The organism is Microlunatus parietis, assembly GCF_013407955.1.
GTDB classification, from domain to species: Bacteria; Actinomycetota; Actinomycetes; order Propionibacteriales; family Propionibacteriaceae; genus Microlunatus; species Microlunatus parietis.
Genome location: NZ_JACCBU010000001.1, coordinates 3,813,234 through 3,839,882 on the forward strand (window position 1 = coordinate 3,813,234; position 26,649 = coordinate 3,839,882).

The 26,649-nt window shown below is 69.4% G+C and carries 25 protein-coding genes; 5 read left to right on the forward strand and 20 right to left on the reverse strand.

Annotation, left to right across the window (positions count from 1 at the left end; translation table 11 throughout):
- Positions 1-28 precede the first annotated feature (28 nt).
- Genes BKA15_RS18260 through BKA15_RS18270 form a run of 3 tightly spaced genes read right to left on the reverse strand, consistent with a single transcriptional unit; the run spans position 29 to position 3,092 of the window.
- A complete protein-coding gene (locus tag BKA15_RS18260) occupies positions 29-1,534 on the reverse strand; it encodes a tripartite tricarboxylate transporter permease (RefSeq protein WP_179758546.1) in 1,506 nt (501 codons plus the stop codon).
- Entirely contained in the window at positions 1,534-2,094 is a 561-nt protein-coding gene (locus BKA15_RS18265; protein ID WP_218871440.1) for a tripartite tricarboxylate transporter TctB family protein, read from the reverse strand. The genes BKA15_RS18260 and BKA15_RS18265 overlap by 1 nt, the downstream gene beginning before the upstream one ends.
- Entirely contained in the window at positions 2,091-3,092 is a 1,002-nt protein-coding gene (locus BKA15_RS18270; protein WP_179753106.1) for a Bug family tripartite tricarboxylate transporter substrate binding protein, read from the reverse strand. Before BKA15_RS18270 ends, BKA15_RS18265 begins: the two co-directional genes overlap by 4 nt.
- A gap of 144 nt (positions 3,093-3,236) precedes the next feature.
- Between BKA15_RS18270 and BKA15_RS18275 the strand changes: the two genes are divergently transcribed.
- Both BKA15_RS18275 and BKA15_RS18280 read left to right on the forward strand, forming a co-directional pair.
- Positions 3,237-4,205: an alpha/beta fold hydrolase gene (locus BKA15_RS18275; RefSeq protein ID WP_179753108.1), complete on the forward strand. Its 969-nt coding sequence runs from the start codon at positions 3,237-3,239 to the stop codon at positions 4,203-4,205.
- Positions 4,205-4,804, forward strand: a complete 600-nt coding sequence (locus BKA15_RS18280) for a TetR/AcrR family transcriptional regulator (RefSeq protein WP_179753110.1) — start codon at positions 4,205-4,207, stop codon at positions 4,802-4,804. Before BKA15_RS18275 ends, BKA15_RS18280 begins: the two co-directional genes overlap by 1 nt.
- On the opposite strand, the gene BKA15_RS18285 is transcribed toward BKA15_RS18280, so the two are convergent.
- From BKA15_RS18285 to BKA15_RS18295, 3 genes are read right to left on the reverse strand one after another with little or no spacing between them, the layout of a single operon-like run.
- Positions 4,805-5,620 (reverse strand): carbohydrate ABC transporter permease, encoded by an 816-nt coding sequence (locus tag BKA15_RS18285; RefSeq protein WP_179753111.1) that lies wholly within the window; start codon positions 5,618-5,620, stop codon positions 4,805-4,807.
- The gene (locus BKA15_RS18290) at positions 5,617-6,528 is read right to left on the reverse strand and encodes a carbohydrate ABC transporter permease (RefSeq protein ID WP_179753113.1); all 912 of its coding nucleotides are present in this window, start codon (positions 6,526-6,528) and stop codon (positions 5,617-5,619) included. The genes BKA15_RS18285 and BKA15_RS18290 overlap by 4 nt, the downstream gene beginning before the upstream one ends.
- Complete coding sequence (locus BKA15_RS18295; protein WP_218871442.1) at positions 6,525-7,781, reverse strand: ABC transporter substrate-binding protein; 1,257 nt, start codon at positions 7,779-7,781, stop codon at positions 6,525-6,527. Before BKA15_RS18295 ends, BKA15_RS18290 begins: the two co-directional genes overlap by 4 nt.
- A 185-nt stretch (positions 7,782-7,966) precedes the next feature.
- Here BKA15_RS18295 and BKA15_RS18300 point away from each other — a divergent pair, with 185 nt between their 5' ends.
- The gene (locus BKA15_RS18300; RefSeq protein ID WP_179753115.1) at positions 7,967-10,324 is read left to right on the forward strand and encodes a HelD family protein; all 2,358 of its coding nucleotides are present in this window, start codon (positions 7,967-7,969) and stop codon (positions 10,322-10,324) included.
- Positions 10,325-10,747: 423 nt separating this feature from the next.
- Here BKA15_RS18300 and BKA15_RS18305 read toward each other — a convergent pair whose 3' ends face one another.
- The 14 genes from BKA15_RS18305 to BKA15_RS18370 all read right to left on the reverse strand — a co-directional run bounded on the left by BKA15_RS18305 (position 10,748) and on the right by BKA15_RS18370 (position 25,232).
- Positions 10,748-11,887 (reverse strand): Rv2578c family radical SAM protein, encoded by a 1,140-nt coding sequence (locus tag BKA15_RS18305; RefSeq protein WP_312879111.1) that lies wholly within the window; start codon positions 11,885-11,887, stop codon positions 10,748-10,750.
- Positions 11,865-13,193 (reverse strand): SGNH/GDSL hydrolase family protein, encoded by a 1,329-nt coding sequence (locus tag BKA15_RS18310; RefSeq protein WP_218871446.1) that lies wholly within the window; start codon positions 13,191-13,193, stop codon positions 11,865-11,867. Before BKA15_RS18310 ends, BKA15_RS18305 begins: the two co-directional genes overlap by 23 nt.
- A 62-nt stretch (positions 13,194-13,255) precedes the next feature.
- Entirely contained in the window at positions 13,256-14,431 is a 1,176-nt protein-coding gene (locus BKA15_RS18315; RefSeq protein ID WP_312879113.1) for an MFS transporter, read from the reverse strand.
- A 30-nt stretch (positions 14,432-14,461) separates the two neighbouring features.
- Entirely contained in the window at positions 14,462-15,232 is a 771-nt protein-coding gene (map, locus tag BKA15_RS18320; RefSeq protein ID WP_179753121.1) for a type I methionyl aminopeptidase, read from the reverse strand.
- A gap of 82 nt (positions 15,233-15,314) precedes the next feature.
- Complete coding sequence (locus BKA15_RS18325) at positions 15,315-15,557, reverse strand: hypothetical protein (protein WP_179753123.1); 243 nt, start codon at positions 15,555-15,557, stop codon at positions 15,315-15,317.
- 39 nt (positions 15,558-15,596) lie between these two features.
- Positions 15,597-16,391: an alpha/beta hydrolase gene (locus tag BKA15_RS18330; RefSeq protein ID WP_179753125.1), complete on the reverse strand. Its 795-nt coding sequence runs from the start codon at positions 16,389-16,391 to the stop codon at positions 15,597-15,599.
- Between the two features lie 4 nt (positions 16,392-16,395).
- Entirely contained in the window at positions 16,396-16,863 is a 468-nt protein-coding gene (locus BKA15_RS18335; RefSeq protein ID WP_179753127.1) for a ribose-5-phosphate isomerase, read from the reverse strand.
- A 9-nt stretch (positions 16,864-16,872) separates the two neighbouring features.
- Positions 16,873-18,597, reverse strand: coding sequence for a dihydroxyacetone kinase family protein (locus BKA15_RS18340; protein ID WP_179753129.1), 1,725 nt, complete (start codon positions 18,595-18,597; stop codon positions 16,873-16,875).
- A 13-nt stretch (positions 18,598-18,610) separates the two neighbouring features.
- Positions 18,611-19,723, reverse strand: coding sequence for an ABC transporter ATP-binding protein (locus BKA15_RS18345; protein ID WP_179753131.1), 1,113 nt, complete (start codon positions 19,721-19,723; stop codon positions 18,611-18,613).
- A gap of 2 nt (positions 19,724-19,725) precedes the next feature.
- Positions 19,726-20,850: an ABC transporter ATP-binding protein gene (locus BKA15_RS18350; protein WP_179753133.1), complete on the reverse strand. Its 1,125-nt coding sequence runs from the start codon at positions 20,848-20,850 to the stop codon at positions 19,726-19,728.
- On the reverse strand, positions 20,850-21,716 hold the full coding sequence (locus BKA15_RS18355) for a carbohydrate ABC transporter permease (protein WP_179753135.1): 867 nt from the start codon (positions 21,714-21,716) through the stop codon (positions 20,850-20,852). The genes BKA15_RS18350 and BKA15_RS18355 overlap by 1 nt, the downstream gene beginning before the upstream one ends.
- A 3-nt stretch (positions 21,717-21,719) precedes the next feature.
- Positions 21,720-22,664, reverse strand: a complete 945-nt coding sequence (locus BKA15_RS18360) for a carbohydrate ABC transporter permease (protein ID WP_179753137.1) — start codon at positions 22,662-22,664, stop codon at positions 21,720-21,722.
- An 11-nt stretch (positions 22,665-22,675) separates the two neighbouring features.
- Entirely contained in the window at positions 22,676-24,070 is a 1,395-nt protein-coding gene (locus BKA15_RS18365) for an ABC transporter substrate-binding protein (RefSeq protein WP_179753139.1), read from the reverse strand.
- A gap of 70 nt (positions 24,071-24,140) precedes the next feature.
- Positions 24,141-25,232, reverse strand: a complete 1,092-nt coding sequence (locus tag BKA15_RS18370; RefSeq protein ID WP_179753141.1) for a zinc-binding dehydrogenase — start codon at positions 25,230-25,232, stop codon at positions 24,141-24,143.
- Between the two features lie 162 nt (positions 25,233-25,394).
- On the opposite strand from BKA15_RS18370, the gene BKA15_RS18375 reads away from it, so the two are divergent.
- Positions 25,395-26,426, forward strand: a complete 1,032-nt coding sequence (locus tag BKA15_RS18375) for a sugar-binding transcriptional regulator (RefSeq protein WP_218871448.1) — start codon at positions 25,395-25,397, stop codon at positions 26,424-26,426.
- Between the two features lie 49 nt (positions 26,427-26,475).
- Complete coding sequence (locus tag BKA15_RS18380) at positions 26,476-26,649, forward strand: hypothetical protein (protein ID WP_179753143.1); 174 nt, start codon at positions 26,476-26,478, stop codon at positions 26,647-26,649.

Sequence of the window (26,649 nt, forward strand, 5' to 3'; positions counted from 1 at the left end):
GATGATCACCGACCTACGGCCAGCGCGCTCAGAAGTCCTTCCTCTGCCGGGCGCGGAACCGGCCGATGATCGAGATCAACACGGCGATCAGCAGCAGGCTGAGGATGACGATCGCGATCGGGCTGCTGACGAACACGGCGTAGTCGCCGCCGGAGCTGAGCAGCGCGTCCCGCAGGCTCGTCTCGGCGAGCGGACCGAGCACCATCCCGATCAACAGCGGCGCGATCGGGAACGCGTACCGGCGCATCAGGAAGGCCAGCACGCCAATGCCGAGCAGCAGGAACAGGTCGAACACCGAGGACGAGGTCGCATAGACGCCGAGCCCGCAGAAGACGGCGATGCCGGCATAGAGGTACGGCCTCGGGATCAGCAGCAGCTTCGCCCAGAGCTGGGCGAACGGCAGGTTCAAGATCAACAAGACGATCATGGCCAGGAAGAAGCTGGCCAGCAGACCCCAGACCAGCTCGGGCGCCCGCTCGAACAGCAACGGTCCCGGCTGCAGACCGTACTGCCGGAAGGCGGCGAGCATGATCGCCGCGGTCGCCGAGACCGGCAGGCCGAGCGCCAGCAGGGCGCCCATCGCGGTACCGGTGGTGGCGTTGCCGGCCGCCTCCGGTGCGGCCAGGCCGCGGATCGCGCCCTTGCCGAACTGCGGTGGCTTGCGCCGCCGGTCCAGCGCCCGCTCGGCGCCGTACGCGATGAAGGTGGGGACGTCCGCGCCGCCGACCGGGATCACGCCGAACGGCAGCCCGATGCCGGTGCCGCGGAGCCAGGCCGGCAGCGCCTCGCGGAACTCGCGCAGCGACAGGAACGGCCGGCCGGAGCGCCGGATCGAGCTCGACGCCGGGTCGCGCCGGATCCGGGAGGCGATGTGGAACACCTCGCCCAGCGCCAGCAGCGCCACCGTCACGGTGACCAGCGAGATGCCGTCGAACAGGTCCGGCACGCCGAAGCTGAGCCGTTCGGTGCCGGTCACGGAGTCGATGCCGATGGTGGCGATGCCGAGCCCGAGGATCAGCGAGGCGATCCCCTTGAGTACGGAGTCGGCGACCACGGACGAGGTCGCCACGAACGCGAACAGGGCCAGCGCGAAATACTCCGCCGGCCCGAAACTCGTCGAGATGTCGGCCAAGGTCGGCGCCAGGAAGACGACGACGATGCAGGACGCCATGCCGCCGATGAACGCGCCGATCGCCGCCGTCGCGAGCGCCTGCGGAGCCCGGCCGGAGCGGGCCATCTTGTGTCCCTCGTACGTCGACGCGATGGCCGACGCCTGGCCCGGCGTGTTCATCAGGATCGCCATCGTCGAGTCGCCGAACAGGCCGCCGAAGTAGACGCCGGCGAACATGATGAACGCCGCCGTCGGGTCCAGCGCGAACGTCATCGGCAGCAGCAGCGCCACCGCCATCGACGAGCCGAGGCCGGGCAGCACGCCGACCGCGGTGCCGAGCAGGCAGCCCACGACGACGAAGAGCAGGTTGAGCGGGGTGAACGCGTGGGCGAACCCCTCCATCAGCATCCCCAGGGTTTCCATCACGCACCACCTCCGAGGATCCCGGACGGGAGATTGAGCCCGAGCGCTACGTCGAACGCCAGATAGACCAGGCTGCTCACGGTCAGCGCCAGGGTGAGATCGAACAGCGGCCGCCGGCTGCCCATGGCCCGGGCCACGCACCAGAACAGCAGGGCCGCCGCGATGATCCAGCCGGCGAACTCCAGCAGCGCCGCGAACGCGGCGAAGCCGCCGAACGCCCAGGCCAGCGACGGCCAGTCGGAGAAGGCCCGGTAGGGCACCTGGGCCGCAGCCTCGGCCTCCCGGCGCTCCTCGTCGGAGACGTCGTCGTCCTCGGTGTAGGTGGCCGGCTTCGCCGGGGTCGGGGTGCGCAGCCAACTCACCGCGAGCAGCACCGCGATCACGTACCCGGCGATCGCGATGATCATCGGGAACACCTCGGGGCCGGGCGGGTCGGTGCCCTCGGGGATCTCCATCACGGCGACGCCGATGATCAGATAGGTGGCGAACCCGGCCAGGATCGCCGCCATGATCAAACCGGACCGCCCCTCGCCCCAGCGGCGCAGTGCTGCCGCGCTCACAGGCCCAACTCCTTGATCAGCTCCGCGATCCGTTGTTGATCTTGAGTGATGAACTCGTCGAACTCCGCGCCGGTGAGGTAGGAGTCGACCCACTTGTTGCGGGTCAGCGCGTCCTGCCAGGCGGTCGAGTTCCGAGTCTCCTCGATGATCGCCTTGAGCTCGGCCAGCTCCTCGTCCGTGATGCCGGGCGGAGCCAGCACGCCGCGCCAGTTGACCAGGTCCACCTGGTAGCCGGCCTCGACCAGGGTCGGCAGGTCGACCCCGGGCAGCCGGTCCGGCGCCGAGATCGCCAGCGCCCGGACCCGGCCCGACTCGACCTGGTCGGCGATCTCGTTGTAGCCGGTGACCGCGACGTCGGTGGTCCCGTTGAGCAGGGTCTGCATCGCCTCACCGCCGCCGGACTTGGGGATGAACGTCATGCCGGCCGGGTCGACGCCGACCTCCAGGGCCAGCGCGGCGATGATCAGATGGTCGATCGAGCCGGCCGAACCACCGGTCCAGGTGACCGCCTTCGGGTCCTGGCGCCAGGCCGCGACGATGTCGTCGATGCTCCGGTACGGAGACTCGGCCGAGACCACGACGGCGTCGTAGTCCTGGGCGACCCGGGCGATCGGTTTGACGTCGCTCAGGTCCACCGGGCTGTCGTTCAACTCGATCCCGCCGAGCATCGCGGTCCCGGTCGCCATCACGTTGGTCGCCTGCCCGGTCATGGTGGTGAACCGACTCAGCCCGATCGTCCCGCCGGCACCGGGGATGTTGACCACCTGGACGTTGTTGACGATGCCCGCGGACCGCATGGCCTGCTGCTGTTCCCGGGCGAACGAGTCCCAGCCGCCGCCGACGCCGGCCGGCGCGATGAACGTGAGGTTGGACCGCAGATCCGTCCCGGAACTCGCCGACCGGACCGAGAAGACGACGGCGGTCGTGGTCGCGGTGACGAACACGATCGCGTAGATGATCAGGCCGATCAGCTTCGGCCTGGAGCGGGGTGGGGACATGGCACCTACTCGGCGTCGGGCGGGCTCGGTTCCGAGGGCCCGGTCGCAGCATCCCGGGACCCCCGAGGTTCCCGGCAGGCTACCGTACGACCTCGCGACTGACCATGTGGTAGGTTCACTGACCATACGGTTAGGAGAAATGGAATGGCGAAACGACGAGGACGGGTGCTGATCCCCGTGCTGGCCGGTCTGCTGGTCGCTGCGGGAGTCGTAACGTTCGTGCTGCGGGAACCCTCGCCGGTCGGGCACTTCCGGTCCGCCGAGGGGTACGACCGGTTCGGCGCCGCGTACGAGCGGGCGATGGCCGAACTGCCGAAGCCGGAGCGGGTGATCGATCTGCGGACGAGCTTCGGCGTGGTCCGGCTCTACCGCTGGACCGGAACCGGGACGGGGAATCCGCCGGTGGTGCTGCTGCCCGGCACCTCCGCCTCGACCCCGATGTGGGCGGACAACCTGCCGTCGCTGCTCGAGGTCGGCGACGTCTACGCGCTGGACATGATCGGCGAGCCCGGCAGGAGCGTGCAGGAGCGGCCGATCACCTCGGGCGCGGACCAGGCGCGCTGGCTGGACGAGGCGCTGGCCCAGTTGCCGGAGGAGCGGGTGATCCTGTTCGGGGTGTCGCTGGGCGGCTGGAACGTGATGAACCACGTCGTGCACCGCACCGGGAAGGTGGCCGGCGCGGTCGTCCTGGACCCGGCGACGACGTTCAACGACCTGCCGCTGTCGGTGATCCTGCGGTCCATCCCGGTGGCGCTGCCGTTCGCGCCGAAGAGCTGGCGGGACGACTTCAACAGCTGGACCGCCAACGGTGCGCCGGTCGAGGACGTACCGGTCGCGGACCTGATCGAGGTCGGCATGCAGAGCTACGCCAAGCAACTGCCCTCGCCGGCCCGCTTCCCGGCCGAACAACTCGCCGCGATCGACGTACCGATCCTGGTGATCATGGCCGGACGGTCCGTCATGCACGACTCCGCCGAGGCGGCGCGGGTCGCCGAGCAGACGCTCCGGCACGGCACGGTCAAGCTCTATCCGGAGGCCTCGCACGCGATCAACGGCGAGTATCCGCAGGAGATCGCCGATGATCTTGCCGCCTTCGCCAAGGGACTCCGCTGATGTCCGCGCGTCGTACGACCTTCACGGAGCAGGCCCGGCGGGCCCAGCTGGTCGAGGTGACGATCGACCTGGTCGCCCGGCACGGCTACGCGGGCACGTCGCTGCAACGGATCGCCGACGCCGCCGGCATCACCAAGGCCGCGGTGATCTACCACTTCGCCAGCAAGAACGCCGTGATCAAGGCCGCGTACGACTTCGTCATCGCCAGGGTGGTCGAGCACGTCGGCGCCCGGGTCGACGCGGCGCCCGATCCGGCGGCCGCCGTCGAGGCCTATCTGACCGGCATGATCGACTACGTCGCCGCGCACCCGGCGCAGGCCCGCCTGCTCACCGAGACCATGATCGAATCCGGCGCGAACGAGGCCGCCGGCAACCCCGATCCGTCCGCCAAGAACGCCACCTTGGCGACCTTGATCAAGTCCGCCCAGCGGTCCGGCGGGTACCGCAAGGACCTCGACCCGGACTGGCTCGCGGTCATCCTCGGCGGCGCCGCCGACGGCATCGCCGCCCGCTTCCTCACCGACGATCCCGCCCCCGACCCGGCCGCCGCCACGGACGAACTGCTTGCACTGCTCCGGCACGGCGCGACCGCTCCCTGATCAGCCCTTGGTCGCCCCCGCGGTCATCCCGGCCACGATGTAGCGCTGGGTGAACAGGGCGATGATCATGATCGGTACGGTGATGATCACCGAGGCCGCCATCAGGCCGCCCCAGTCAATGCTGGCGTACGCGATGAAGTTGAAGATCGCGACCGGCAGGGTGCGGGTGTTCTCGCCGGACAGGACCAGGGCGAACATGAAGTTGTTCCAGGAGAAGATGAAGGCCAGGATGCTCGCGGTCGCGATGCCCGGGGTGGACAGCGGCAGCGTGATCCGGGCGAACGCGGCCAACGGGGTCAGCCCATCGACCTGCGCCGACTCCTCCAGCTCCTCGGGGATCTGGTCGTAGTAGCCGATCATGATCCAGACGATCAGCGGCAGCGTGACGAACATGTGCGACAGCACCAGCGCCGAGTAGTTGCCGACCAGCCGCAGGTTCGCAAACACGTAGAACCACGGCACCAGCAGGCTGACTCCGGGGATGATCCGGGCCAGCAGCACGACACCGGCCGAGCCGCCCATCCGGAACCGGCTCATCGCGTACGCGGCGGGGACGCCGAGCAGCAGGGACAGCAGCGTGGACAGGGCGCCGACGACCAGGCTGTTGCCGATGAACGGCAGGAAGTTCTGCTGACCGAACACGGTCCGGAAGTTGTCCAGGGTCGGCGTGAAGATCAACGTCTTGGTCGGATCGGTGATGTCCAGGCTGCTCTTGAACGCGGCCAGCACCATCCAGATCAGCGGCACGGCGAAGCCGATCACGATCACGGCCAGCGCGACGCCGCGGCCGATCCCGAGCAGGCGCTTCCGGGTCATGGTGCCGCCTTTCCTCGCCGCAGCACGAGTACGGCGACCACTGCCACGATCATCAGGAAGAAGATGATCAACACGGCCGAGGAGAGGCCGTACTCGTTGTAGTCGAAGCTGAGGCCGTACGCGTAGATGTTCAGGGTCTCCACCTCGTGCGCCGAGCCGCCGCCCTTGCCCTTGGTGGCGTACAGGATGTCGAACGTCTTCAGGGCGTCGATGCTGCGCAACAGGACCGCAGCGATCACGGTCGGCGCGAGCAGCGGCAGCGTGACGTGCCAGAACCGCTGCCAGCCCGACGCGCCGTCCACCCGGGCCGCCTCGTCCGGCTCGCCGGGCAGAGCGGTCAGCCCGGCCATCAAGATCAGCGTCACCATCGGCGTCCACTGCCAGACGTCGACGAAGATCAACGTCGGCAGGGCTTGATCAGGATCGGAGATCCAGCCCTGGGCAGGGATCCGGATCAGCTCCAGGAACTGGTTCGCCGCACCGATCGTCGGCTCGAAGATCAACAGCCACATCATGCCGACCGCGACCGGGGTCGCCACCAGCGGCAGCAGGATCGCCACCCGGACCAGCCCCTGGCCGCGGAACGGCCGCCACAGCAGCAGCGCGATGATCATGCCGAAGACCACCTCGAGCGCGATCGCGCCGACCGTGAACACCACCGTCCGGCCGACCGCCGGCCAGAACCGCTCGACATCGGTGAGCACCTCGGCGTAGTTGTCCAGCCCGATGAACGTCTTGTCCGCCCGGACCGAACCGGACGCGTCGGTGACGCTGAGATAAAGCGTCCAGGCCAGCGGGAACGCCAGCATCGCCACCACGAAGATCAACGCCGGACCGGCCAGCACCCACTTGCGGTGCCGGTTCAGGAAGCCACCTACGCGCCCTGAGCCTGTCGAAGGGGAGCTCATCGGCGCTCCTTCGCCAGCAGCTCGTCGTACTCCTCGGCCGCCTTGGCCGCCGCGGCCGCGATGTCGCCACCCTGCTGGCCGACGACGAGCGGGCCGCCGACGATGTCGCGGGCCTGCGGCACCTTCATCACCCGCGGCCGGTCATGGCCGACCGAGCCGTTGAAGCTGTCCTTGATCACTTCGACCAGTTCGGGCGGCAGGTCGGCGGTGGCGGACGGGTCGTCCCAGACCGAGGTGCGCGCGCTCGGCGTACCGGCCTGCTGCATCCGCAGCGTGATCTCCGGCGAGGTGGCCCACTGGATGAACCGCCAGGCGTTCTCCTGGTGCTCCGAGACGTCGTTGATGCCGAGGGCCCAGGACGTCACGTTGTACGGCCTCGAACCGGCGCTCCCGGCCGGGAACCGGGCGAACCCGACCTGGTCGGCGACCCGCGACTTCTCCGGATCGGTGACGTTGGCGAACAGGCTGTCCGCGTCGGTCAGGAACGCGGCCCGGCCCTGCTGGAACACCGCGAACGCGTCCGGCCAGTTCATGTTGGAGGTGCCCGGCGGGCCGGATTCGCGGAGCAGATCGGTGTAGACCTGGTACGCCTTGACGGCCTCCGGCGAGTCGAGCGTCGAGGCCGTACCGTCGTCGAAATCGCCGCCGCAGGAGAACAGGTAGCTGGAGAACTGGGTCACCGCCGGCGACCGCTGGCCGCGGCTGACGAAGCCGAACGTGTCCGGCACCCGCTCCTTGACCTGGGCCGCGTCGGCGACCAGTTCGTCCAGCGTCTCCGGCGGCCCGTCGATCCCGGCCCGCTGCAGCAGGTCCGCGTTGTAGTAGAGGATCTCCCGCTCGGTGATCAACGGTGCGCCGTAGGCCCGCTCGCCGTCGCTGACCGCGTCCCGGGCCGACTCCATGAAGTCGTCCCACTGGTAGGCGGGGTCGCCGGTCCGGTCGGTCACGTCGGCCAGCCACTTGTTGTGGATGAACTGGCGGCCCTCCTGCAGCGGCCGGAACATCATCACGTCGATGTCGTCGGTGCCGGCGTTGAGCTTCACGTTGTACTGGTCGGACAGTTGGCTCTCGCCGAGCGTGGTCACCGTGACGTCCAGGCCGGTCTCCGCCTCGAACTCGCCGATCAACTCCTGGATCGCCGTACTCCAGACGTGGTTGGCGAGGGTGACCTTGACCTGCCTGGCCCGGGCGGCGTCGTCGGCGCAGCCGGCCAGCGCCATGATCAGCAGCAGTGCCCCGAGCAGGGCGGACATGCGTGTCGTGGTTCGGCCCACAGCGCTCCGATCCTCGTCGTCTCGGAAATTCCGGCCCCCGTACGGAATTCTTCTCGGATTCCTTGCGTTCAACTACCCTAGTGCCCTTGACCCGATGGGGTACGCTCACGCCCGCGCCGCATCCGGCGCCCAGGGAATCCGGCATTCAGGAGCGAACTTTCCGCATGAGTGTTTCGTCCGCCCAGCCCGAGATGACGCAGTCCGAGACCAGCCAGTCCGAGATCACGCAGGCCGAGATCGCCGCCGAGCAGGCCCGCGTCAGCACCCTCTACGACCGCCTCGACCACCTGCGCCGGCAGGCCGAGGAGCAACTCGCCAGCACCATCCGCGCCGCCACCTCCGACACCGATCAAGGGGTACGCGAGCGCCAGCACTTCGCCGAGCGGCTGGCCCAGCGCGCCGCCGCGCTGACCGCCGCCGAGCGCGGCCTGGTGATCGGCCGGCTGGACACCGATACCGGCGACCGGCTCTATCTGGGCCGGATCGGGATGGCCGATGATGACGCCGAACCGATGCTGATCGACTGGCGGGCCCCGGTCGCCGCCGCCTTCTACCGGGCCACCCCGGCCGAGCGGCTCGGCATCCGGCGCCGCCGTCACCTGCACCTGCGGCAGCGCGAGGTGATCGGCATCGACGACGACGTGCTGGACTTCACCGCGGTCGACGGCGACGGGCAGCTGGCCGGCGAGGCGGCGCTGCTGAACGCACTGCGGCAGGCCCGGACCGGCCGGATGGCCGACATCGTCGCCACCATCCAGGCCGAGCAGGACAAGATCATCAGGTCCGGGCTGTCCGGCATCCTGGTGGTCGAGGGCGGGCCCGGCACCGGCAAGACGGTGGTGGCCCTGCACCGCGCCGCGTACCTGCTCTACACGCACCGGGATCGCCTTGCCGACAAGGGAATCCTGGTGATCGGCCCGAACCGTACCTTCCTCCGCTATGTCGAGCAGGTGCTGCCCGGTCTCGGCGAGACCGACGTCGTCCTCGGCTCGATCGGCGATCTCTACCCGCCGCTGCGGACCGCCGCCGTCGACCCGCCGGCGACGGCGATGATCAAGGGCGATCCGCGGATGGTCGACCTGGTCGCGGCCGCGATCGTCGATCATCAGCGCTACCCCGAGGACGGGCTGACGGTCCGGGTCGGGGACGAGGAGCACAGCCTGGACGCCGACTTCTGCAGGACGCTCAGGGACAGGGCACGGGAGCGTGCCGCGCAGCTGCAGCTGCCGCACAACCGGGTTCGCCCGTTCGTGGTCGAGCGGCTGCTGGACGAACTCGTCGGCCGCGAACTCGATCGGCTGGAGAAGATGATCGACGAGGTCGACGTACCGGAGCTGATCGAGGGCGAGGAGGACCTGGACCTGCGCGGCTTCCTCGACCCGAAGGGGATGCGCGCCAACCTGGCCCAGTCCGAGGCGTTCTCCCGCGCCGCCGACCTGATCTGGCCGGAACTGACGCCGGAGGGCCTGCTGACCGAGCTCTACACCGACGCCGACTTCCGCAACCGGGTCGCGACCGGCCTCACGCCAGCCGAACGCGACTCCCTCACGCGCCCTGAGCCTGTCGAAGAGCCCTGGACCATCTCCGACGTACCCCTCCTCGACGAACTCGCCGAACTCCTCGGCCCCGCCCAGGAACTCCTCGACCGGGAGGCAGCCGAACAACGCCGGGCCCAGGCGCAGCGCGACTCGGAGAGTCTGGAGCTGGACCTGGCCGCCGCCGAGGCGGCCGAGCTCGCGCTCGAGTACGCCGACGAGGACCACGGCGAGATCCTGATCGAGGGCTCCGAGGTGCTGTCCCGCTACTACGACGAGGGCATCATCGAGCCGCTCGCCGACCGGGCCCGCCGGGACCGCGAATGGGCGTACGGCCACGTGATCGTCGACGAGGCCCAGGAACTGTCCCCGATGGCCTGGCGGATGCTGGCCCGACGCTGCCCGACCGGCTCGATGACCGCCGTCGGCGACCTGGCCCAGGCCGCCGCCCCGGACAGCCCGCAGTCCTGGGCCGCCGCCCTGGACCCGGTCGCCGCCGGCCGCTGGCGCCGGGAGGCCCTGACCGTCAGCTACCGTTCGACCGGCCCGATCCTGGAGTACGCGAACGGCATCCTGGCCGCCGCCGGCTCCGACGCGACCGCCCCGCGAGCGGCCCGCCCGGACGGCGACGAACCGTGGACGAGCACGGCGACCGACCTGGTGCGGGAACTGCCGGAGCGCCTGGCCGGGGAGCGGGACCTGATCGGCGAGGGCAACGTCGCGGTGATCACCACGCCCGATCGCGTCGACGACTGCCTCGCCCTGGCCCGGAGCGCGTTCCCGGAGGCGGCCTCCTTCGCCGACGAGGACTTCCTCGAAGCCCCGGTCGCCGTCCTCACCCCGGAGCAGTCGAAGGGGCTGGAGTTCGACAGCGTGATCATCGTCGCCCCGGACGAGATCCGCGCCGCCGGCCCCCGCGGCCACGCCGATCTCTACGTCGCCGCCACCCGACCCACCCGCCGCCTGGGCCTCCTCCAACTCCCCTGAAACCGCCGACCGGGCACAAAGCAGGCGATGTGACGGCGTGTCGCTGCGCTTGTGCCCGGTCGGTGCGGGGCGGGTTGGCCGGCCCCGCCCGCACCCCCAGGCCACAAGGTGCAGAAGCGTGCCGCAGCTTGACCGGAGTGAATTTCCGCCGGTCAGTCGCGGCGGAAATCCACATCGGTCGTGTCGTGAGGTGCACGGGGCAGAATCCACAACACGCTCACTGACCGGCGGAAGCTCGCTCTTGTCGTCTGCAGGTGGCAGCCCCTCGACGATTCCACAGGCTGCGCGGGCAGCCCGCCCGATTTACCGTCACTGAGCGCTTTGACCTCGGTTCGGCCGATTCTGCCGGGTGTCCGATTCTGCCGGGTCAACGCGTCCTCTCGACGAGGCCGGTACGACTGCTATCGGCCGCTCGCGCCCTGATCAGAACAGCGGGGCCTGCGGATCCACGGTCGCGGCCGGTGCGGGAACGATCAATTGGCGCCGGCCCGGCCGGTCGAAGCCGTACCGCCGGCGCAGCGGGGCGACCTTGGCCGTGAGCGCCTCCCGGTAGTCCTTCGGTGCGTACGATCCGCGCCGGTACAACGCTTTGTAGCGCGGCAACAGGTCGGGCCGGGTCCGCTCAATCCAGCCGTAATACCACTCCCGCACGCCGGGCTTGAGGTGCAGAGCGCCGACGTGCAGGTCGGTGGCACCGGCCTCGCTGAGCCGGCGCAGCGCGGTGTCGAGATGATCAACACTGTCGGTGAGGTACGGCAGCACCGGCATCGCCAGCACGGTGCAGTCGAAACCATGATCACGAATGGCCCGGACCAGCCCGAGCCGGGCCTTGGTGGTCGGCGTGTGCGGCTCGACCGAGTCGCGGATCGCGTCGTCGTACATCGCGATCGACACGGCCAGACTGACCGGAACCCGCCGGGCCACGTCCGCCAGCAGGTCGAGATCACGTTGCAGCAGGGTGCCCTTGGTCAGGATCGAGACCGGCTTGCCGTGCTCGGCCAGCGTCCAAATGATCCCGGGCATCAGCCGATAGCGCCCCTCCGCCCGCTGGTACGGATCCGTGTTGGTGCCCAGGTTGACCCCGCCGACCCGATCACCGAGCCGGCCGAGCTCCTGGCGCAGCCGGTCCACGATGTTGATCTTGACCACGATCTGGGTGTCGAAGTCGGTGCCGACGTCAAGATCGAGATAGCTGTGCGTCGGCCGGGCGAAGCAGTAGACGCAGCCGTGCTGACAGCCGCGATACGGATTGATCGTCCAGGCGCCGGGCATGATCGCGCTCTGCGCCGACACCTGGTTCAGCGCCGACCGGGCCAGCACCTCGTGGAACGTGATGCCAGCGAACTCCGGCGTCCGGACGCTCCGCACCAGCCCGCTGAAGCGGCCGAGGCCCGGCAGTGCGTGCTCGTCGACCGCATCCACTCGTCGACCTTCCCAGCGCACACGACCACCCCACGACGTTCTTCTCCTCCGCTTCGCTCCCCCGAACAACGTCGCGGGGACCCCGGTGCATCGAGTCGAACACAAGTTCGAATCGATGTCAATCGTGACGCTCGTCCTCACGCAGGAAGGTACGGATCGCGGTCAGCACGGTGGCCGCCGGATGCCGCCGCGGGGGCGGGTCGACGACGGTCGACTCGGTGGCGGCCCGGACGGCCTCGGCCATCGCCGCATAGCCGGCGACGGTCGGGTGCAGATGATCGCCGGGGTCGTAGTCGGCCCGCAGCCGGGCCGGATGGCGACCGTCCCGGAGCAGCGCGTCGAAGTCGATCACCTCGTCGAACGCGCCACCGGTGCGGATCCACCGATTCACGTTGCGTCGTTGGGTTTCACCGGCCCGGGTGAAGCCGCGCGAGTCGCCGTAGGGTGTCAGCGTCGCGCCGATCACCCGCAGCCCGGCGGCTCGGGCGCGGTGGGTCAGCTCGCCGTACCCCTTGATCAACTGCGCCGACCGGACGGTCCCGTGGCTGCGGATCAGGTCGTTGATGCCGATCAGGATGATCACGGTGCGGACACCGGGCCGGGTCAGCACGTCCCGGTCGAACCGGCTCAGCGCGCTCGGCCCGTACCCGTCGCTGAGCAGCCGGTTGCCGCTGATGCCGGCGTTGAGGACGGCCAGCCGCTGACCGGGCTCCCGGAGCCGCTCGGCGAGCCGGTCCGGATAGCTGGTGTCGGCGTCGATCGAGAGCTCCTCGCAGCAGCCCTCGGTGATCGAGTCGCCGAACGCCACGATCGCGCCGGCGGACCGGGTCAGCACGTCGATCCCGGCCAGGAAGTACGTCGACGTACCCACTGCGGCGAAGCGGTCGGCCCGCGGATCGGCCCCGGCGTCGCCCTCGGCCAGGAAAGTGGTCGCCCAGCCGCGCCGATGCCAGGTCGCCGGCCCGGTGGGCTCTGGGAAGTAAAGGCTGACCAGCAGATGCGCCCGATCCGGTACGGCGAGCTCGACCGGATCCGACAGCACCTCGACCCCGGCCGGGATCGTCGTCGCCCGGCGCCCGCCGAAGGTCAGCGGCACCGGCCGACCGGCCGTGGTGGCTCCCGACGGACCGAGCCGGCGGGCGAGCGAGGCCGAGCCGACCCGCAGCGGCCGATCGCCGAACACGTTGGTCAGGCGCACCCGGACCAGTTCCCCGCCGAGCGACAGGTCGACCACCTGGCGCAGCGTCTGGTCGGCGAAGCCGGTGCCGGCCGGTCCGTGCGTTCCGGGCCGTTCGGCCGCGGTCATCCAGCTGCCGACCCAGTCGTACGTGCTGGAGCCGGAGGTCGGCGCCCCGGGGCTGTCGACGACCGCCGCGGTGGCGGTCGGGACGGCGCCGAACAGGAGGACAGCGAACGCGAAGACCGCCGTAGCGAGGCGTGCTGTCAACCGAGGCACCGTGAACCCCCGTCAAGCCGGTCGATGTTTCAAGCAGAACTCTAAGTCAAGGGCTAGCGGCCGGACGGCATCCGGAACGAGAGTCCCGCGGCCGCAAAGATCAGCAGGGCACCGACTCCGAACGCGACCGGGTAGGAGACATGGTCGGCCAGCACGCCGGCGACCAGCGGCCCGGCGATTGCGCCGAGATCGCCGCACATGGAGAAGATCGCGACACCGCGCCCGGCTCGCCCGCCGGCCGCGTCACCGACCGCCGCGGCAGGCGCCGGGCCGAGGAAGGCTGCGCCGATGCCGTAGACACAGAGAATGATCACCAGGACCCAGACATTCGGGGCGAACGGGATGGCCAGCGCCGAGGCGGCGGCGGTCAGGCAGCCGGTGATCATGGCCGGCCGACGACCGACGGTGTCGGTCATCCGCGCGGCCGGCAGGACCATGATCGTCTGGACCACCGAGGCAACCGCGAACGCGATCCCGGTCCAGGCCGGTTGCCCGTGCAGCACCTCGACCATCAGGACCGGCACCAGCGAATTGCGGACACCGAACGACGTCCAGCCGTGGGCCACGTTGGCGAAACAGGCGGCCTGGAACCGCCGGTCCTTGATCAAATCGGCCAGCGGGATCGACGCACTCGCGCCGTCGGTCCGGCCGGTCTCGGAGGACCGGAGCAGGACCAACCCGATGGTGCCGGCGACGACCAGAGCGGCCGCGTAGAAGAAGAACGGGGCGGTGAGCGAGATCGTGGACAGCCCTCCGCCGACCGCCGGCCCGGCCATGCTGCCGATCAGGAAGCCGCCCTGGAAGAAGCCGGTCGCCCGGCCGCGCCGGTCCGGCGAGACCGACGCCAGCAGCAGTGTCATCGCCGACACGGTGAACATCGCCGACCCGATCCCACCGATGCCGCGCAAGATCAACAACTGCGGGTACGTCTGCGCCAGCCCGGCCAGGGCGGCCGAGATCGCGACCAGATACATGCCGGTACCGAGCACCAGTCGCTCGCCGAACCGGACGATCATCCTGGCGCAGAACGGGGCGCTGACCAGTCGCATCAACGCGAAGGCGGAGAGCACCGCGCCGATCTCGAAGTTGCCGACACCGAACGTCCGCGCAAACACCGGCAGCACCGGGATCAGCACCCCGAGTCCGACCGCGACGCAGAAGGCGATGATCCCGAGCACGATCACCGCCCGGGGCAGGCGTGCCCCTCCGGCGGGACTGGCCGGGGTCACCGGCAGGCCGATCTCACGACAAGGAAGGAATCACGCGTCCCGCTGGGTCAGGATGATCGGGCCGTCCGCGGTGATCGCGATCGTGTGCTCGGAGTGCGAGCCGCGGGAGCCGTCCTGACTGCGCAGGGTCCAGCCGTCCTGGTCGGTGTAGATCTTGTCGGTGGTCTCCAGGAACCACGGTTCGATGGCGATCACCAGGCCCGGCTTGAGCGGCAGCCCGCGGCCGCGCCGGCCGTTGTTGGGCACATGCGGATCGCCGTGCATGGTGCGGCCGACGCCGTGGCCGCCGAAGTCGGTGTTGATCTTGTAGCCGGCCTTGGTGGCGATCTGGGCGATCGCGTACGAGATGTCGCCGAGCTTGTTGCCGGCCCGGGCCGCCTCGATCCCGGCGGCCAGCGCGACCTCGGTGGTCTCGATCAGCTTCAGGTCCTGCGGGCGTGGCGTACCGATGACGACGGAGAGCGCCGAGTCGGCCACCCAGCCGTCCACCTCGGCGGCGAAGTCGACGCTGAGCAGGTCACCGTCGGCGAGTTGGTAGTCGTGCGGCAGCCCGTGCAGCACGGCGTCGTTGACCGAGGTGCAGAGCACCTTGCCGAAGGGGCTGGCGCCGAACGACGGGTGGTAGTCGATGTAGCACGACGTCGCGCCGCGGTCCTTGATCATCTGGTGGGCGAGCTCGTCCAGCTCCAGCAGGTTGACGCCGACATCTGCGTGCTTGCGCAACGCGGTCAGCACGGAGGCCACGAACTGGCCCGCCGGACGCATCTGCTCGATCTCTGCCGGGGTTCGATACTCGATCACAGCCCGATTCTGCCTTGTCGCCCGAGCCGAGCGGATGGAGGGTGAGTTCTCGCCGGGTACTCGCGGCGGAAGTTCACTGCGGTCAGCCGAAGAGGCGGGCGGCGCCCCAGGCCTTGCGGTACGGCCAGCCGCGTGGGACCGGCTCGATCAGGGGCGCGTCCGGACAGGACGCGTCGGTCGAGCGCCAGGTCTCCTCGCCGCGGTGCAGGATCCGCCAGGCGCCGCAGGTGCAGCGCTGGTAGTGGCGGTCGTCGGGCTCGATGGTCGTGCCGGCGGACCAGCCGTGCGAGCCGGCGGGACGGGGGAATCTGTGCGGCGGGAACACGAACCCATCGTCGGGTCATGCCCTTGTGAAAGACAACCCTTACGCCAGCTTGACGCGGATGAAGTCGATCACGTCGTCCAGGACCGCGTCCTGGTTGGTCTCGTTGAAGACCTCGTGTCGGGCCTCGGGGTAGATGATCTCGGTCAGGTCGGTGCCGCGAATCCGTTCGATGCCGGCCCGACTGGGCCCGATCGGCACCAGCGTGTCGGCCTCGCCGTGCACCCACAGCGTCGGCAGGTCGCCCAGGTCGCCGCCGTGGTTGATCGTCTCGAGGGTACGGGCGATCGACCGCAGCATGGGGCGCTTGAAGGGTCCGTGCCAGACCAGCGGGTCGGCCGCATAGGCGGCACCGACCGCGTCGTCCCGGGACAGCGTGGAGGTGTCCAGCGGGTCGTCCGGGATCTCGTCCAGGTCTGCCAGCGCCGTCGCCTGCCACGACCCGAGCACCGGCCCGGACAACACCAGCGCCAGCAGCCGGTCATGATGTCGCTGGGCATAGCGAGAGGCGATCATGCCGCCCAACGAATGGCCGATCATGATCACCGGAAGGTCCGGATTCGCTGTCACAGCACGGGAAACGACGGCGTCCAGGTCGTCCACCACGGTCTCGAAGTCCTCGATCAGGACGCGTTCGCCGGCCGACTGGCCGTGCCCTTCATGATCAGGTCCGGACACGGTGGCGCCGGCCGCGTTGAGCCGGGCCGCGACGTGCGGGTAGCGGCCGAGATGCTCGCCGTAACCGTGCACCAGGATCGCGATCCAGCTCGGGTCGGCGACCGGCCAGTCGTGCACCGCGACGGTGCCATGGCTGCCCTCGATGGTCGAGACGGTCATCTTCTCAGCAGGACCCGTCGTACTGGCCGATCGCGGCGACCTTGGCGGCCGAGGCGGAGGACGGGTCGAAGACGTAGCCGAGCCATTCCCGGGCCAGCCGGCGGGCCAGTTCGATGCCGACGACGCGCTGGCCGAAGCAGAGCACCTGCGCGTCGTTGCTGAGCACGGAACGCTCGACGGAGAACGAGTCGTGCGCGGTCACCGCGCGGATGCCGGGCACCTTGTTGGCGCTGATCGCGACGCCGAGCCCGGTGCCGCAGACCAGCAGGGCCCGGTCGGCCTTGCCCTCGGCGATCAGCTTGGCGGCCTCCACCGCGACGTGCGGGTAGGCGGTGTTCTCATCGGCGGTGACGCCGACGTCGATCACCTCGGTCACCCGGTCGTCCGCGGTCAGGTCCTGCTTCAGGATCTCCTTGTACTGCAGGCCTGCGTCGTCACAGCCGACGACGATCCGCCACTTCGATTCACTCATCTTCGGTTCCTATCCATTCCGGTACAGCTCAGCCACCACGGTGACACACCGGGCGAACGACACCGCGCCCGCGTCCGGCGTCCCGACACTACGTTCGGCCAGCGGCCTGGCCCGGCCCACCTTGGGCCGCAGCTCGGCGGTCCGCTCGGCCGCCTCCGTGGCGGCCCTGGCTCCGGCGGTCCAGGCCGTCGGCCAGTCCGCGCCGCGGCCGATCTCGGCCTCGACGGTCTCGGTGAACGGAAGCCAGGCGTCCAGCATCGTCTTGTCGCCCGGCTGGGCTCCGCCGAGGTCGATCAAGGCCTGGTACGAGGCTCGTACCGCCTCCGCCACGGCCGCACCGTCGGGCCGGCCGGCATCGCCGAGCCGCGCCCCGAACGCGGTCAGCGCGGCGCCCCAGAGCACCCCGGAGGTACCGCCGGCCCGGGCCGCCCACTGCTCGCCGGCCGCCCGCAGCGTCCCGCCGGCACCGGCTCCTCCAGCGACCGCCTCCCGGGCCGCCGTGCTCGCCGCCTGCGAGCCCTTCACCATGCCGCGACCATGATCACCGTCGCCGGCGACGGCGTCGATCCGGCCCAGCTCCTCCTCGTCGGCAGCCATCGCCTCGGCGATCGCCGCCAGGGCGTCCGCGATCTTGGTCGCGACCTGCTGCGACTCCGCGTCACCCGCAACCATCTCGACGTGCGCTGAGCTCGTCGAAGCGCTCTGGTCCCGGCGTTGTCCTTCGACGGGCTCAGGACGCAAGGCGCCACGGCGGAAGGTCGGCGTGTCGGCCGGGGCGAGCCAGAGCCGTTCGAGTTCCTCGTCCAGCCAGGTGATCGTCAGCGAGCAGCCGGCCATGTCGAGGCTGGTCACCAGCTCGCCGACCTCCGGCCGGACGATCTCGAAGCCGGCCTCGCGGAGCAGCCGGGCCGCGGTGCCCCAGACCACGAACAGTTCCTCGTACTTGGTCCGGCCGAGCCCGTTCAAGATCACCGCCAGCCGGCGCGGGGCGTCCGCGGGCACCTCGGCCAGCACGCCCTCGACGAGCAACGTCGCCAGCTCATCGGCGCGCGGTTGATCTTGCTCCGAGACGCCGGGCTCGCCGTGGATGCCGAGTCCGACACCCATCCGGCCGACCGGCACGGTGAACAGCGGCTGGTCGGCGCCGGGCAGCGTGCAGCCGTCGAACGCGACGCCGAGGGTACGGGTCGCGGCGTTGGCCGCCTTGCCGACCCGGTACACGTCGTCGATGCCGTACCCTTCCTCGGCGGCCGCCGACATGATCTTGAAGACGGTGAAATCGCCGGCGATGCCGCGCCGCTTCTCGTGCTCGTCCGGGCCGGCGCTGGCGATGTCGTCCGTGACCGCGAGATAGCGGGCGTCGATCCCGGCCGCGCGCAGCTGCTGGACGGCCAGCCCGAAGTTGAGCACGTCGCCGGCGTAGTTGCCGGTGGTCAAGATCACGCCCGCATCGCCGTGCGCGGCTCGGGCCACCGAGGCGGCCTCGGCAGCGGACGGCGAGGTGAACACGTTGCCGATCACTGCGCCGTCGGCGAAGCCGGGCCCGACCGTCCCGCAGAACGCCGGGTAGTGCCCCGAGCCGCCGCCGGTGACCACGGCGACCTTGCCCGACCGGGTCGTCGTCGCCCGGACCACGCCGCCGGGCACACCCACCACGTACTCGGCGTTGGCGTCCAGGAAGCCGGCCACCAGGTCCTCGGTGAAGGTCGCCGGATCGTTCCACAGCTTGGTCATCGCAATCCTTCGGTCAGCGGAGGCGTTCGGAGGTGGCCGGGTCGAACAGGTAGATCCGTTCCGGCGGGGCCGTCAGCCAGGCCAGGTCGCCGACCGCGTACGTCTCGGCGGCGGGAGTCTGGACGATCACGTCGGCACCGTCACCGGCCAGGTCCAGGGTCGCCTGGCCGAACTCCATCAGGTGTTCGAAGTACTGCACGGTCACCTCGACCCCGTCCCCTTCCCTGGCCAACAAGGCATCCTGCGGCCTGATCCCGATCAGCACTCGCTCACCGTCGGCGCCGCCGGTCACGGCCACCGGCAGTTCGCCGTCGCCGATCCGGACCGCGCGCCGATCACCGGAAACGATCAAGGTGCCTTCGATGATGTTGATCTGCGGCTCGCCGACGAACCGGGCCACGAACAGGTTGGCCGGGTCGTCGAACACCTCGTCCGGGGTGCCGAACTGCTGGATCACGCCGCCGTCCATCACGGCCAGCCGGTCGGCCAGGCTGAGCGCCTCGACCTGATCATGGGTGACCACGATCGTCGTATAGCCGAACTCCCGCTGCAGCAGCTTCAGCTCCCGCCGAACGCGGTTCCGGGCCGAGGCGTCCAGGTGCGACAGCGGCTCGTCGAGCAGCAGCACCGGCGGGTTGCGAACGAGCGCCCGGGCCAGCGCGACCCGCTGCTTCTGCCCGCTGGACAATGCGGACGGCCGCAGCTCGAGCAGGTCGGTCATCTCCAGCCGCTCGGCGATCTTGGTCACCAGGTCGGCCGCGCCGGGCACCTTCCGCGCCTTGAGTCCGTACGCGAGGTTCTCCCGGACCGACAGCGGCGGATAGAGGGCGTACGACTCGAAGCCGACCCCGATCCCGCGCTTGCCCGGCGGAAGCTGGCTGATCTCCCGTTCGCCGATCTTGATCGAACCGCTGGTGACGGTCTCCAAGCCGGCGATCATGCGCAGTGTCGTCGTCTTGCCACAGCCGGACGGGCCGAGCAGGGCGATCAGCTCGCCGGGCGCGATCTCCAGGTCGATCCCCTTGACCGCATGGAACTCGTGCTTGCCCTGCGGGTTGTAGATCTTGTTCAGCGCGTCGAGGGTGAGGCTCTGCGCCACCTGGGTGGTCGCCGTTGCGGTGCTCATGATCAGAACTCCTTCCGGCGCTGTGCCGCGCTGCCGAGTCGTGCCGTGTCGCCGTCACCGGCGGCGAACAGGTGGACGTGCTCGAGGTCGACCCGGATCGCCACGTCGACGCCCTCCTCGGCCAGCGGACCGCCGGGGGAGAGCCCGATCAGGGTGGTGCCGCCGAGATCGACCGAGACCTCGATGTTGCGGCCCAGCCGCTCGGCCAGGATCACCCGGCCGGGCACCGTCACGTGGCCTGCGCTCTCCTCGGCCTGCGCGACAAGGTCAAGATCACTGGGCCGGATGCCGATCCGTACCTTGTCGCCGGCGCCCAGCCCAAGATCACCGGGAACCGGGATCGCGAACTTGGTGCCCGGGATGATCACGTTGCCGCCGTCGACCACCGCGTCGACCAGATTGATCTCCGGCTGGCCGAGGGCCCGGGCGACGAAGGTGTCGGCCGGGTGGTGCCAGATCTCCGCCGGGGTGTCGACCTGGACCAGCTTGCCGTTCCTGATCACCGCGATCCGGGTGCCCAGGGCGAGCGCCTCCTGGTAGTCGTGGGTGACGTAGATCGTCGTCGTGTTGGACATCGCGCCGAGCGTCTTCAGCTCGGCCCGCATCTCCGCGCGGAGCTTGGCGTCCAGGTGGCTCAGCGGCTCGTCCAGCAGATAGACGTCGGCCGGCCGGACCAGCACCCGGCCGAGCGCCACCCGCTGCCGCTGCCCGTTGGACAGTTCCCGCGGGAAACGGTCTTGCAGGTGGTTGATGCCAAGGGTCGTGGTGACCTGGTCGATCCGCTCCTGCTGCTGGGCCGCCGTGTAGTTGCCGGTGCGGCCGGACTTCAGCGGCGAGGCGAGATTCTGCCGCAGCGTCTTCTGCGGATAGAGCGCGTACGACTCGAAGGCCATCGCCACGTTGCGGTGGTACGGCTCCACCCGGGTCATGTCGGTGCCGCCGATGTGCACCGTACCGCCGTCGATGTCGAGCAGCCCGGCGATCGACTTGAGCGTCGTCGTCTTCCCGGCCCCGGACGGGCCCAAGATCACGAAGAACTCGCCGTCGCCGATCTGGAGCGAAAGATCATCGACACCTACGGTCTTGCCGTAGTGCTTGGTCAGGTTGGCCACTGCCACGGTTGCCATCAGGACTTCACCGCCCCAAACGAGAGGCCCTGCACCAGGTAGCGCTGGATGGTCAACGCCAGCACCAGCGGCGGCAGGGCGCCGATCACCGCGGCTGCCGCGGTGAGGTTGTAGTAGGCCTGGCCGCCGCCGCCGAGGAACTTGGTGATCGCCACCGTGACCGTGCTGGCCGCGGTGTCGGACAAGATCAACGGGAAGACGTAATTGTTCCAGGCGAAGATGAACGCCAGCAGGGCGGCCGCGGCGATGCCGGGCCGGACCAGCGGCAGCGCCACCATGACGAACGCCTGCCGGCGGGTGTAGCCGTCCAGCAGCGCAGCCTGCTCCAGGTCCTCGGGAAGGTCCTGGAAGTACGACCTGAGGATCCAGACCACCAGCGGCATCGTGACCAGTTGCAGCACCCAGATCATGCCGACCTGGGTGTCGAACAGCCCGACCTGGTTGTAGATCACGAACAGCGGCACGATCACCATCAGCTCCGGCGCGAACCGGAACGACAGCATCTGGAACATCAGGTCGTTCGAGCCGCGGTACTTCCAGCGGCCCGCCGCGTAGGCGGCCGGGATGCCGATCACCAGCGAGACGATCACCGCGCCGCCGCAGTTGATCAAGCTGGTCAGCAGGGCCGCCTTGTAGTCGACGCTGGTCAGGTCGGTGCCGCGCTGGGACAGCACGGTGGCGAAGTTCTCCAGCGTGGGCGAGAAGACGAAGAACGTCGTCGTCTGCTCGGCTGACGTCTTCAACGACAGCAGCACCATCCAGAAGATCGGGAACAGCGAGAACAGGAACCAGCCGAGCAGGATCAGGTCACCGCCGATGCCGGCGGGGGTGAACCGGCGCTGGCCGGGCAACAGCTCGCGAGCCATGACTCAGCCCTCCGTTCCGGCGGCGCGGGCCTGGGCCTTGCCCAGCACGCCGACCAGGTAGCGCGCGGTGATGAACACGATGATCCACAAGATCAACATGTAGGTGGAGCCGCGCGAGTAGTCCATGTTGGTGATCGAGTCCTCGAAGGCGCCGATCTGCAGCGTCCGGGTGGCCACGCCGGGTCCGCCGGCGGTCAGCACGTAGATGTGGTCGAACACCTTGAGGTTGTCCATGAACCGGAAGATCACCGCGACCAGGATGTACGGCCAGATCATCGGCAACATCAGCCGCCGGAACATGTAGAACCAGTTCGCGCCGTCCACGTCGGACGCCTCGAACGGCTCCTTCGGCAGCGACCGGATCCCGGCCAGCACCAGGATCGCCACGAACGGCGTGAAGATCCAGATGTCGACCAGGATCATCGAGAGCAGCGCGTTCTGCCGGCTCAGCCAGTCGAACGTCGCGCCGAGGCCGAAGATGTGGTTCAGCACGCCGAACTGCGGGTTGAACATCAGCTTCCAGATCACGCCGGCGATTACCGGGGCGATCATCAGCGGCAGGATCAGCACCTTCTCGAAGATCCGGCCGATCAGACTGGACCGGTTGAGCAGCAGCGCGATGATCACGCCGATCACGGTCTCCAGCGCGGTGGCCGCGACCGCGAACAGCAGGGTCACGCCGACGCTGCCCCAGAACTTGGTGTCGGTGAGCACCGACTCGAAGTTGGCCAGCCCGACGAAGCGCGGGTTCGGGTTCACCGCCGCATAGTTGAGCACCGTGTAGATGGCGCCGATCGCGAACGGGTAGAGGATGCCGATGATGATCGCCACCGCCGGCACCGACAGCAGATAGGGGCGCAGCTTGCGGCGCCAGTCCGGCACCTCCGGCGGCCCGGTTCTTGCGGTCCGTTGCGGCGGGGCGTCGGGGGGAGTCTCGGTCGTCGTCATTGTCGGCCTCCCTACAAGTTGATCTTGGACGTGTTGGTACGGGCCAGGCTGTCCAGTCGGCGCCGGGCGTCCTCGCCGCCGTAGATGTCCTGCAGCGCGACGGCCCAGTCCTCAGTGGTGCCGAAGAACTTCTTCTGCGGCGAGAACTGGATCTTGGAATCCTTGATCACCGTCTCGAACGCCTCCAGGTAGCCCGGTTGATCACTGAGCTGCTGCTTGAAGACCGAGTCGAAGACCGAGGCTCGGACCGGGTCGGCGAACTTGCCGCCGGCCACCGCCTTGCTGAGCGCCTGCTTGCCGGTCGCCCACTGGATGAACAGCCAGGCCCCGAGCTTGTTCTTGGCCTGCGAGTTCATCGCCAGCGACCAGGTCCACAGGTTCGTCTTGTAGTTGCCGTCCGGGCCGGCCGGTCCCGCGTACCAGCCGAGGTTGCCGGACTCCTTGGACACCCCGGGCCGGTTCTTCGGATAGGTCGCCGAGTCCGCGTCGTAACACATCATCGCGACGCCGTCACCAAGATCACCGGTGGCCTGCGGGTATTCGTACGTCGTCCACGAGGTGGGCCCGGCCCGCCGCATCAGTTCGATCCACTTCTCGTGGAAGGCGACCGAGAGGTCGGAATTCATCTGGGCGGTGTAGGCACCGTTCTCGAACGTGTAGTCGACGCCACCCTCCCGGCTGAACTGGGTCATGAAGCCGGGGTGGATCGTCGCCCACGACTTGGAGCCGCGGGCCGCGACGCCGTACCGGTTCTCGGTCCGGTCGGTCAGGTCGATGGCCAGCTGGATGAAGTCGTCGAAGCGGTCCGGCAGCCGGATTCCCTGACTGTCGAAGTACTTCTTGTTGTACGTCACGACGTTGTTCTCGAAGCCCCACGGGATCGCCCACTGGCCGCCGCTGCCGAGCGGGCTGCCGGCCTGGAAGTCCCACTGGGTCGACTGCCGCAGGCCCTCGTAGATGTCCTCGAAGTCGTACTCGTCGTGGGTGGCGGACGAATTCTCGAGCCAGGGCTTGAGGTCCTCCAGCCAGTTCGGCGGGCCGTACTGCCAGATGAAGTAGGCGCCGAGCATGAACGCGTCGTGCTTGCCGGTGCCGCCGGCCAGCTCGGTGTTGAGCTTGGTGAAGTAGCTGCCCTCCGGCACCAGGTCGGTGATCACCTCGATGCCGGTCAGCTCGCTGAACTCCTTGAGCAGCGGCTGGAAGGACTGCTGGTACGGGTGCGGCGTCTGCAGCACCTTGATCGTCGTCCCGGCCGCCTTCTTCCAGTCGAAGCCGCCGGTCACCCCGGCCGCACCGTTGACGACGGCCGGAGCACCGCCGATGCCGCAGGCGCTGAGCAGCGGAGTTGCGGCCGCCGCGGCGCCGAGCCCGAGCGCCGCGCGCCGGGTCAGTCTGTGATCAGCCATCGTTTCTTGCCTCTCCGTTGAGTACGTGAGCGTCGGCCCACCCGAGGCCCGGATGGGCCGACACCACAGATCAGGGGATCAGAGAGACCTTGATCGACGAGGTCCCGTCGCCGACCAGGTCGAGGCCCTTCTGGAACTCCGCCAGCGGCAGCTGGTGGGTGCAGATCTTGTCCATCGGCAGCGCGCCGGACTCGATCAGCCGGATCGCCGCCGGCCAGCAGTGCGGGCCGAGGTGGGCGCCCAGCACGTCGAGTTCCTTGTCGTCGCTGATGATCGACCAGTCCACCGTGACGTCGTCGCGGAAGACGCCGTACTCGACGTAGGTGCCGAGCTTGCGGAGCAGCTTGAGTCCCTGCGGTACGGCAGCCGGGTGCCCGGTGCCCTCCAGGTAGACGTCCGCGCCGTAACCGTCGGTGAGGTCCTTGACGATCTTGTCGGCGTCCTCCTCGGCGATGTTGATCACCACGTCGGCGCCGCATTCCTTGGCGATCTCCAGCTTGTGCGGCGCCATGTCCAGCGCGACCACCTTGGCCGGGTTCTTCGACTTGGCGCCGGCCACCATGCCCAGCCCGATCGGGCCGCAGCCGGCCACCACGACCACGTCGTCGAAGCCGATGTTCGCCCGCTCGACGGCGTGCAGCGAGCAGGACAGCGGCTCCGCGAACGCGGCGTGATGGGCCGGGATCTCGTTCGGCACCTTGTGCACCAGCGCGTCGACGTTGTAGATCATGTACTCCGCCATCGCGCCCGGCGTGCGCCGCTTGAACCCGTACAGGTCGTGCGGGCCGCACATCCAGTACTGGCCGCGCAGGCAGTAGCGGCACTTCCAGCAGGGCACGATCTGCTCGCTGACCACCCGGTCGCCGACGCCGACCTTCCACTTCTCGGCGGCGAGGTCGTCCAGCTGAACAACCGTTCCGGCGAACTCGTGGCCCGGGATCACCTCGGTCTCGGCCCAGGCCGGCCGGGAGTCGTCGCCCCAGAACTTCGCCGCACCGTGATAGCACTTCAGATCGCTCGCGCAGATGCCCACCGCGTCGACCTTGACCAGGGCCTCGCCCGGCCCCGGCGTGGGGACCGGAACCTCTTCCAACGTGTAGTTCTCGGGGCCGTGACAGATGACGGCCTGCATGGTCTGCGGGATCTCCGCGGGGTTCGACATCGAGCTCCTCCAAGTCCGGGCCTGCACCGGAGAGCCACGCTCCGGCGTGCTAGAACGACTCTAGGCGAGCTTCCGTACATATGTCCAGAACAAAGTTGCACGCATGAGAGAGATGTGCACAATCGTTCAGTTTCGGGTCGGGCGTGGGTCATACTGGTCCGCATGGCCATGACCAACGGGTCCGAGCCGCCGGCGGAGCGGCCGGCGGAGCCGGGGCGCCGCGCCACCCAGGGCAGCCGCAATCACGAGGCCGGCCACTTCCCGGCTTCACTGCTCTACACCGCGGCGAAGATGTACTACGACGACGAGGCGACGCAGGCCGACGTGGCCAGCCGGCTCGGTACCAGTCGGGCCACGGTGTCCCGGATCCTGGCCGAGGCCCGGCGCCGTGGCATCGTCCGGATCGAGATCATCCCGCCCGGCGAGGACTCCGATACCGGCCTGGCCGACCGGCTGGCCGCGGCCCTCGGCCTGGAGCGGGTCTATCTGTCCGCGTCGCTGCGCGGGGCCTTGCCGGCCGGCGAGACGCTCGGTCCGGCGCTGGCCCCGGCGGTGAGTACGGCGCTCGCCGACGCGAATCTGGCCTCCGGCGACGTGCTGCTGGTCTCGTCCGGCCGGACCGTCTACGAGGTGGCCCGCTGTGAACTGCGGCAGTTGCCCGGGGTGGTCGTCGCGCCGACCGTCGGCGGGCAGGATCAGCCCGAGGGCTGGTATCAGACGAACGAGATCACCCGGATGATCGCGGCCCGGGTCGGCGGCCGGGCGACCTACCTGTTCGCGCCCGCCCTGCCCGGCCCGGACCTCTACAAGACCTTGATCAAGGACCCGTCGATCCAGCGGGTGCTGCACCTGTGGCCGCGGGCCCGCTGCGTGCTGACCGGTGTCGGCGCGCCGCCGATGGTCCGGTCCGACATGCCGCTCTTCGTGCCCGCCGGCGCGGCTTCGCTGGTCGACGCGGTCGGCGACGTCTGCTCCCGCTTCTACGACCGGGAGGGGAAGCCGGTCCCGTACCCGGGCAGTGAACGGCTGATCGCCCTGTCCCTGGAGGAGTTGCAGCGGATCCCGATCTCGATCGCCGTCGCCTCCGGTCCGGACAAGATCAACTCCATCCTGGCCGGCGCCCAGGCCGGCTACTTCAAGCGCCTGGTCACCGACCCGGCCACGGCGGAGAGGCTGGTCGCGGCCGCGGCCTGACCTTGCAAATCCGCACGTCACCGTACGGATTCGTCCGTATGCTCGTCGCATGGCCTCGGTGCGTGCAGAGGAGATCCGCGTACCCAAGACTGTTCGCGAAGCCGTGGGGCAACATGAACTGAGCGAGGTGATCGCCGGCTTGCGTGGCGTCCGATCACCGGACCCGGACTTCGCCGCCGACCTGGCGGCCGTCCTCATCAGCATCGACCGATCCCTGACATGA

Coding starts and splice junctions, on each gene's coding strand:
- BKA15_RS18260 (WP_179758546.1), bottom strand. CDS start 1,534: ATGGAAACCCTGGGGATGCTGATGGAGGGGTTCGCCCACGCGTTCACC.
- BKA15_RS18270 (WP_179753106.1), bottom strand. CDS start 3,092: ATGTCCCCACCCCGCTCCAGGCCGAAGCTGATCGGCCTGATCATCTAC.
- BKA15_RS18275 (WP_179753108.1), top strand. CDS start 3,237: ATGGCGAAACGACGAGGACGGGTGCTGATCCCCGTGCTGGCCGGTCTG.
- BKA15_RS18280 (WP_179753110.1), top strand. CDS start 4,205: ATGTCCGCGCGTCGTACGACCTTCACGGAGCAGGCCCGGCGGGCCCAG.
- BKA15_RS18285 (WP_179753111.1), bottom strand. CDS start 5,620: ATGACCCGGAAGCGCCTGCTCGGGATCGGCCGCGGCGTCGCGCTGGCC.
- BKA15_RS18290 (WP_179753113.1), bottom strand. CDS start 6,528: ATGAGCTCCCCTTCGACAGGCTCAGGGCGCGTAGGTGGCTTCCTGAAC.
- BKA15_RS18295 (WP_218871442.1), bottom strand. CDS start 7,781: ATGTCCGCCCTGCTCGGGGCACTGCTGCTGATCATGGCGCTGGCCGGC.
- BKA15_RS18300 (WP_179753115.1), top strand. CDS start 7,967: ATGAGTGTTTCGTCCGCCCAGCCCGAGATGACGCAGTCCGAGACCAGC.
- BKA15_RS18330 (WP_179753125.1), bottom strand. CDS start 16,391: ATGACCGTCTCGACCATCGAGGGCAGCCATGGCACCGTCGCGGTGCAC.
- BKA15_RS18335 (WP_179753127.1), bottom strand. CDS start 16,863: ATGAGTGAATCGAAGTGGCGGATCGTCGTCGGCTGTGACGACGCAGGC.
- BKA15_RS18340 (WP_179753129.1), bottom strand. CDS start 18,597: ATGACCAAGCTGTGGAACGATCCGGCGACCTTCACCGAGGACCTGGTG.
- BKA15_RS18345 (WP_179753131.1), bottom strand. CDS start 19,723: ATGAGCACCGCAACGGCGACCACCCAGGTGGCGCAGAGCCTCACCCTC.
- BKA15_RS18350 (WP_179753133.1), bottom strand. CDS start 20,850: ATGGCAACCGTGGCAGTGGCCAACCTGACCAAGCACTACGGCAAGACC.
- BKA15_RS18355 (WP_179753135.1), bottom strand. CDS start 21,716: ATGGCTCGCGAGCTGTTGCCCGGCCAGCGCCGGTTCACCCCCGCCGGC.
- BKA15_RS18360 (WP_179753137.1), bottom strand. CDS start 22,664: ATGACGACGACCGAGACTCCCCCCGACGCCCCGCCGCAACGGACCGCA.
- BKA15_RS18365 (WP_179753139.1), bottom strand. CDS start 24,070: ATGGCTGATCACAGACTGACCCGGCGCGCGGCGCTCGGGCTCGGCGCC.
- BKA15_RS18370 (WP_179753141.1), bottom strand. CDS start 25,232: ATGTCGAACCCCGCGGAGATCCCGCAGACCATGCAGGCCGTCATCTGT.
- BKA15_RS18375 (WP_218871448.1), top strand. CDS start 25,395: ATGGCCATGACCAACGGGTCCGAGCCGCCGGCGGAGCGGCCGGCGGAG.
- BKA15_RS18380 (WP_179753143.1), top strand. CDS start 26,476: ATGGCCTCGGTGCGTGCAGAGGAGATCCGCGTACCCAAGACTGTTCGC.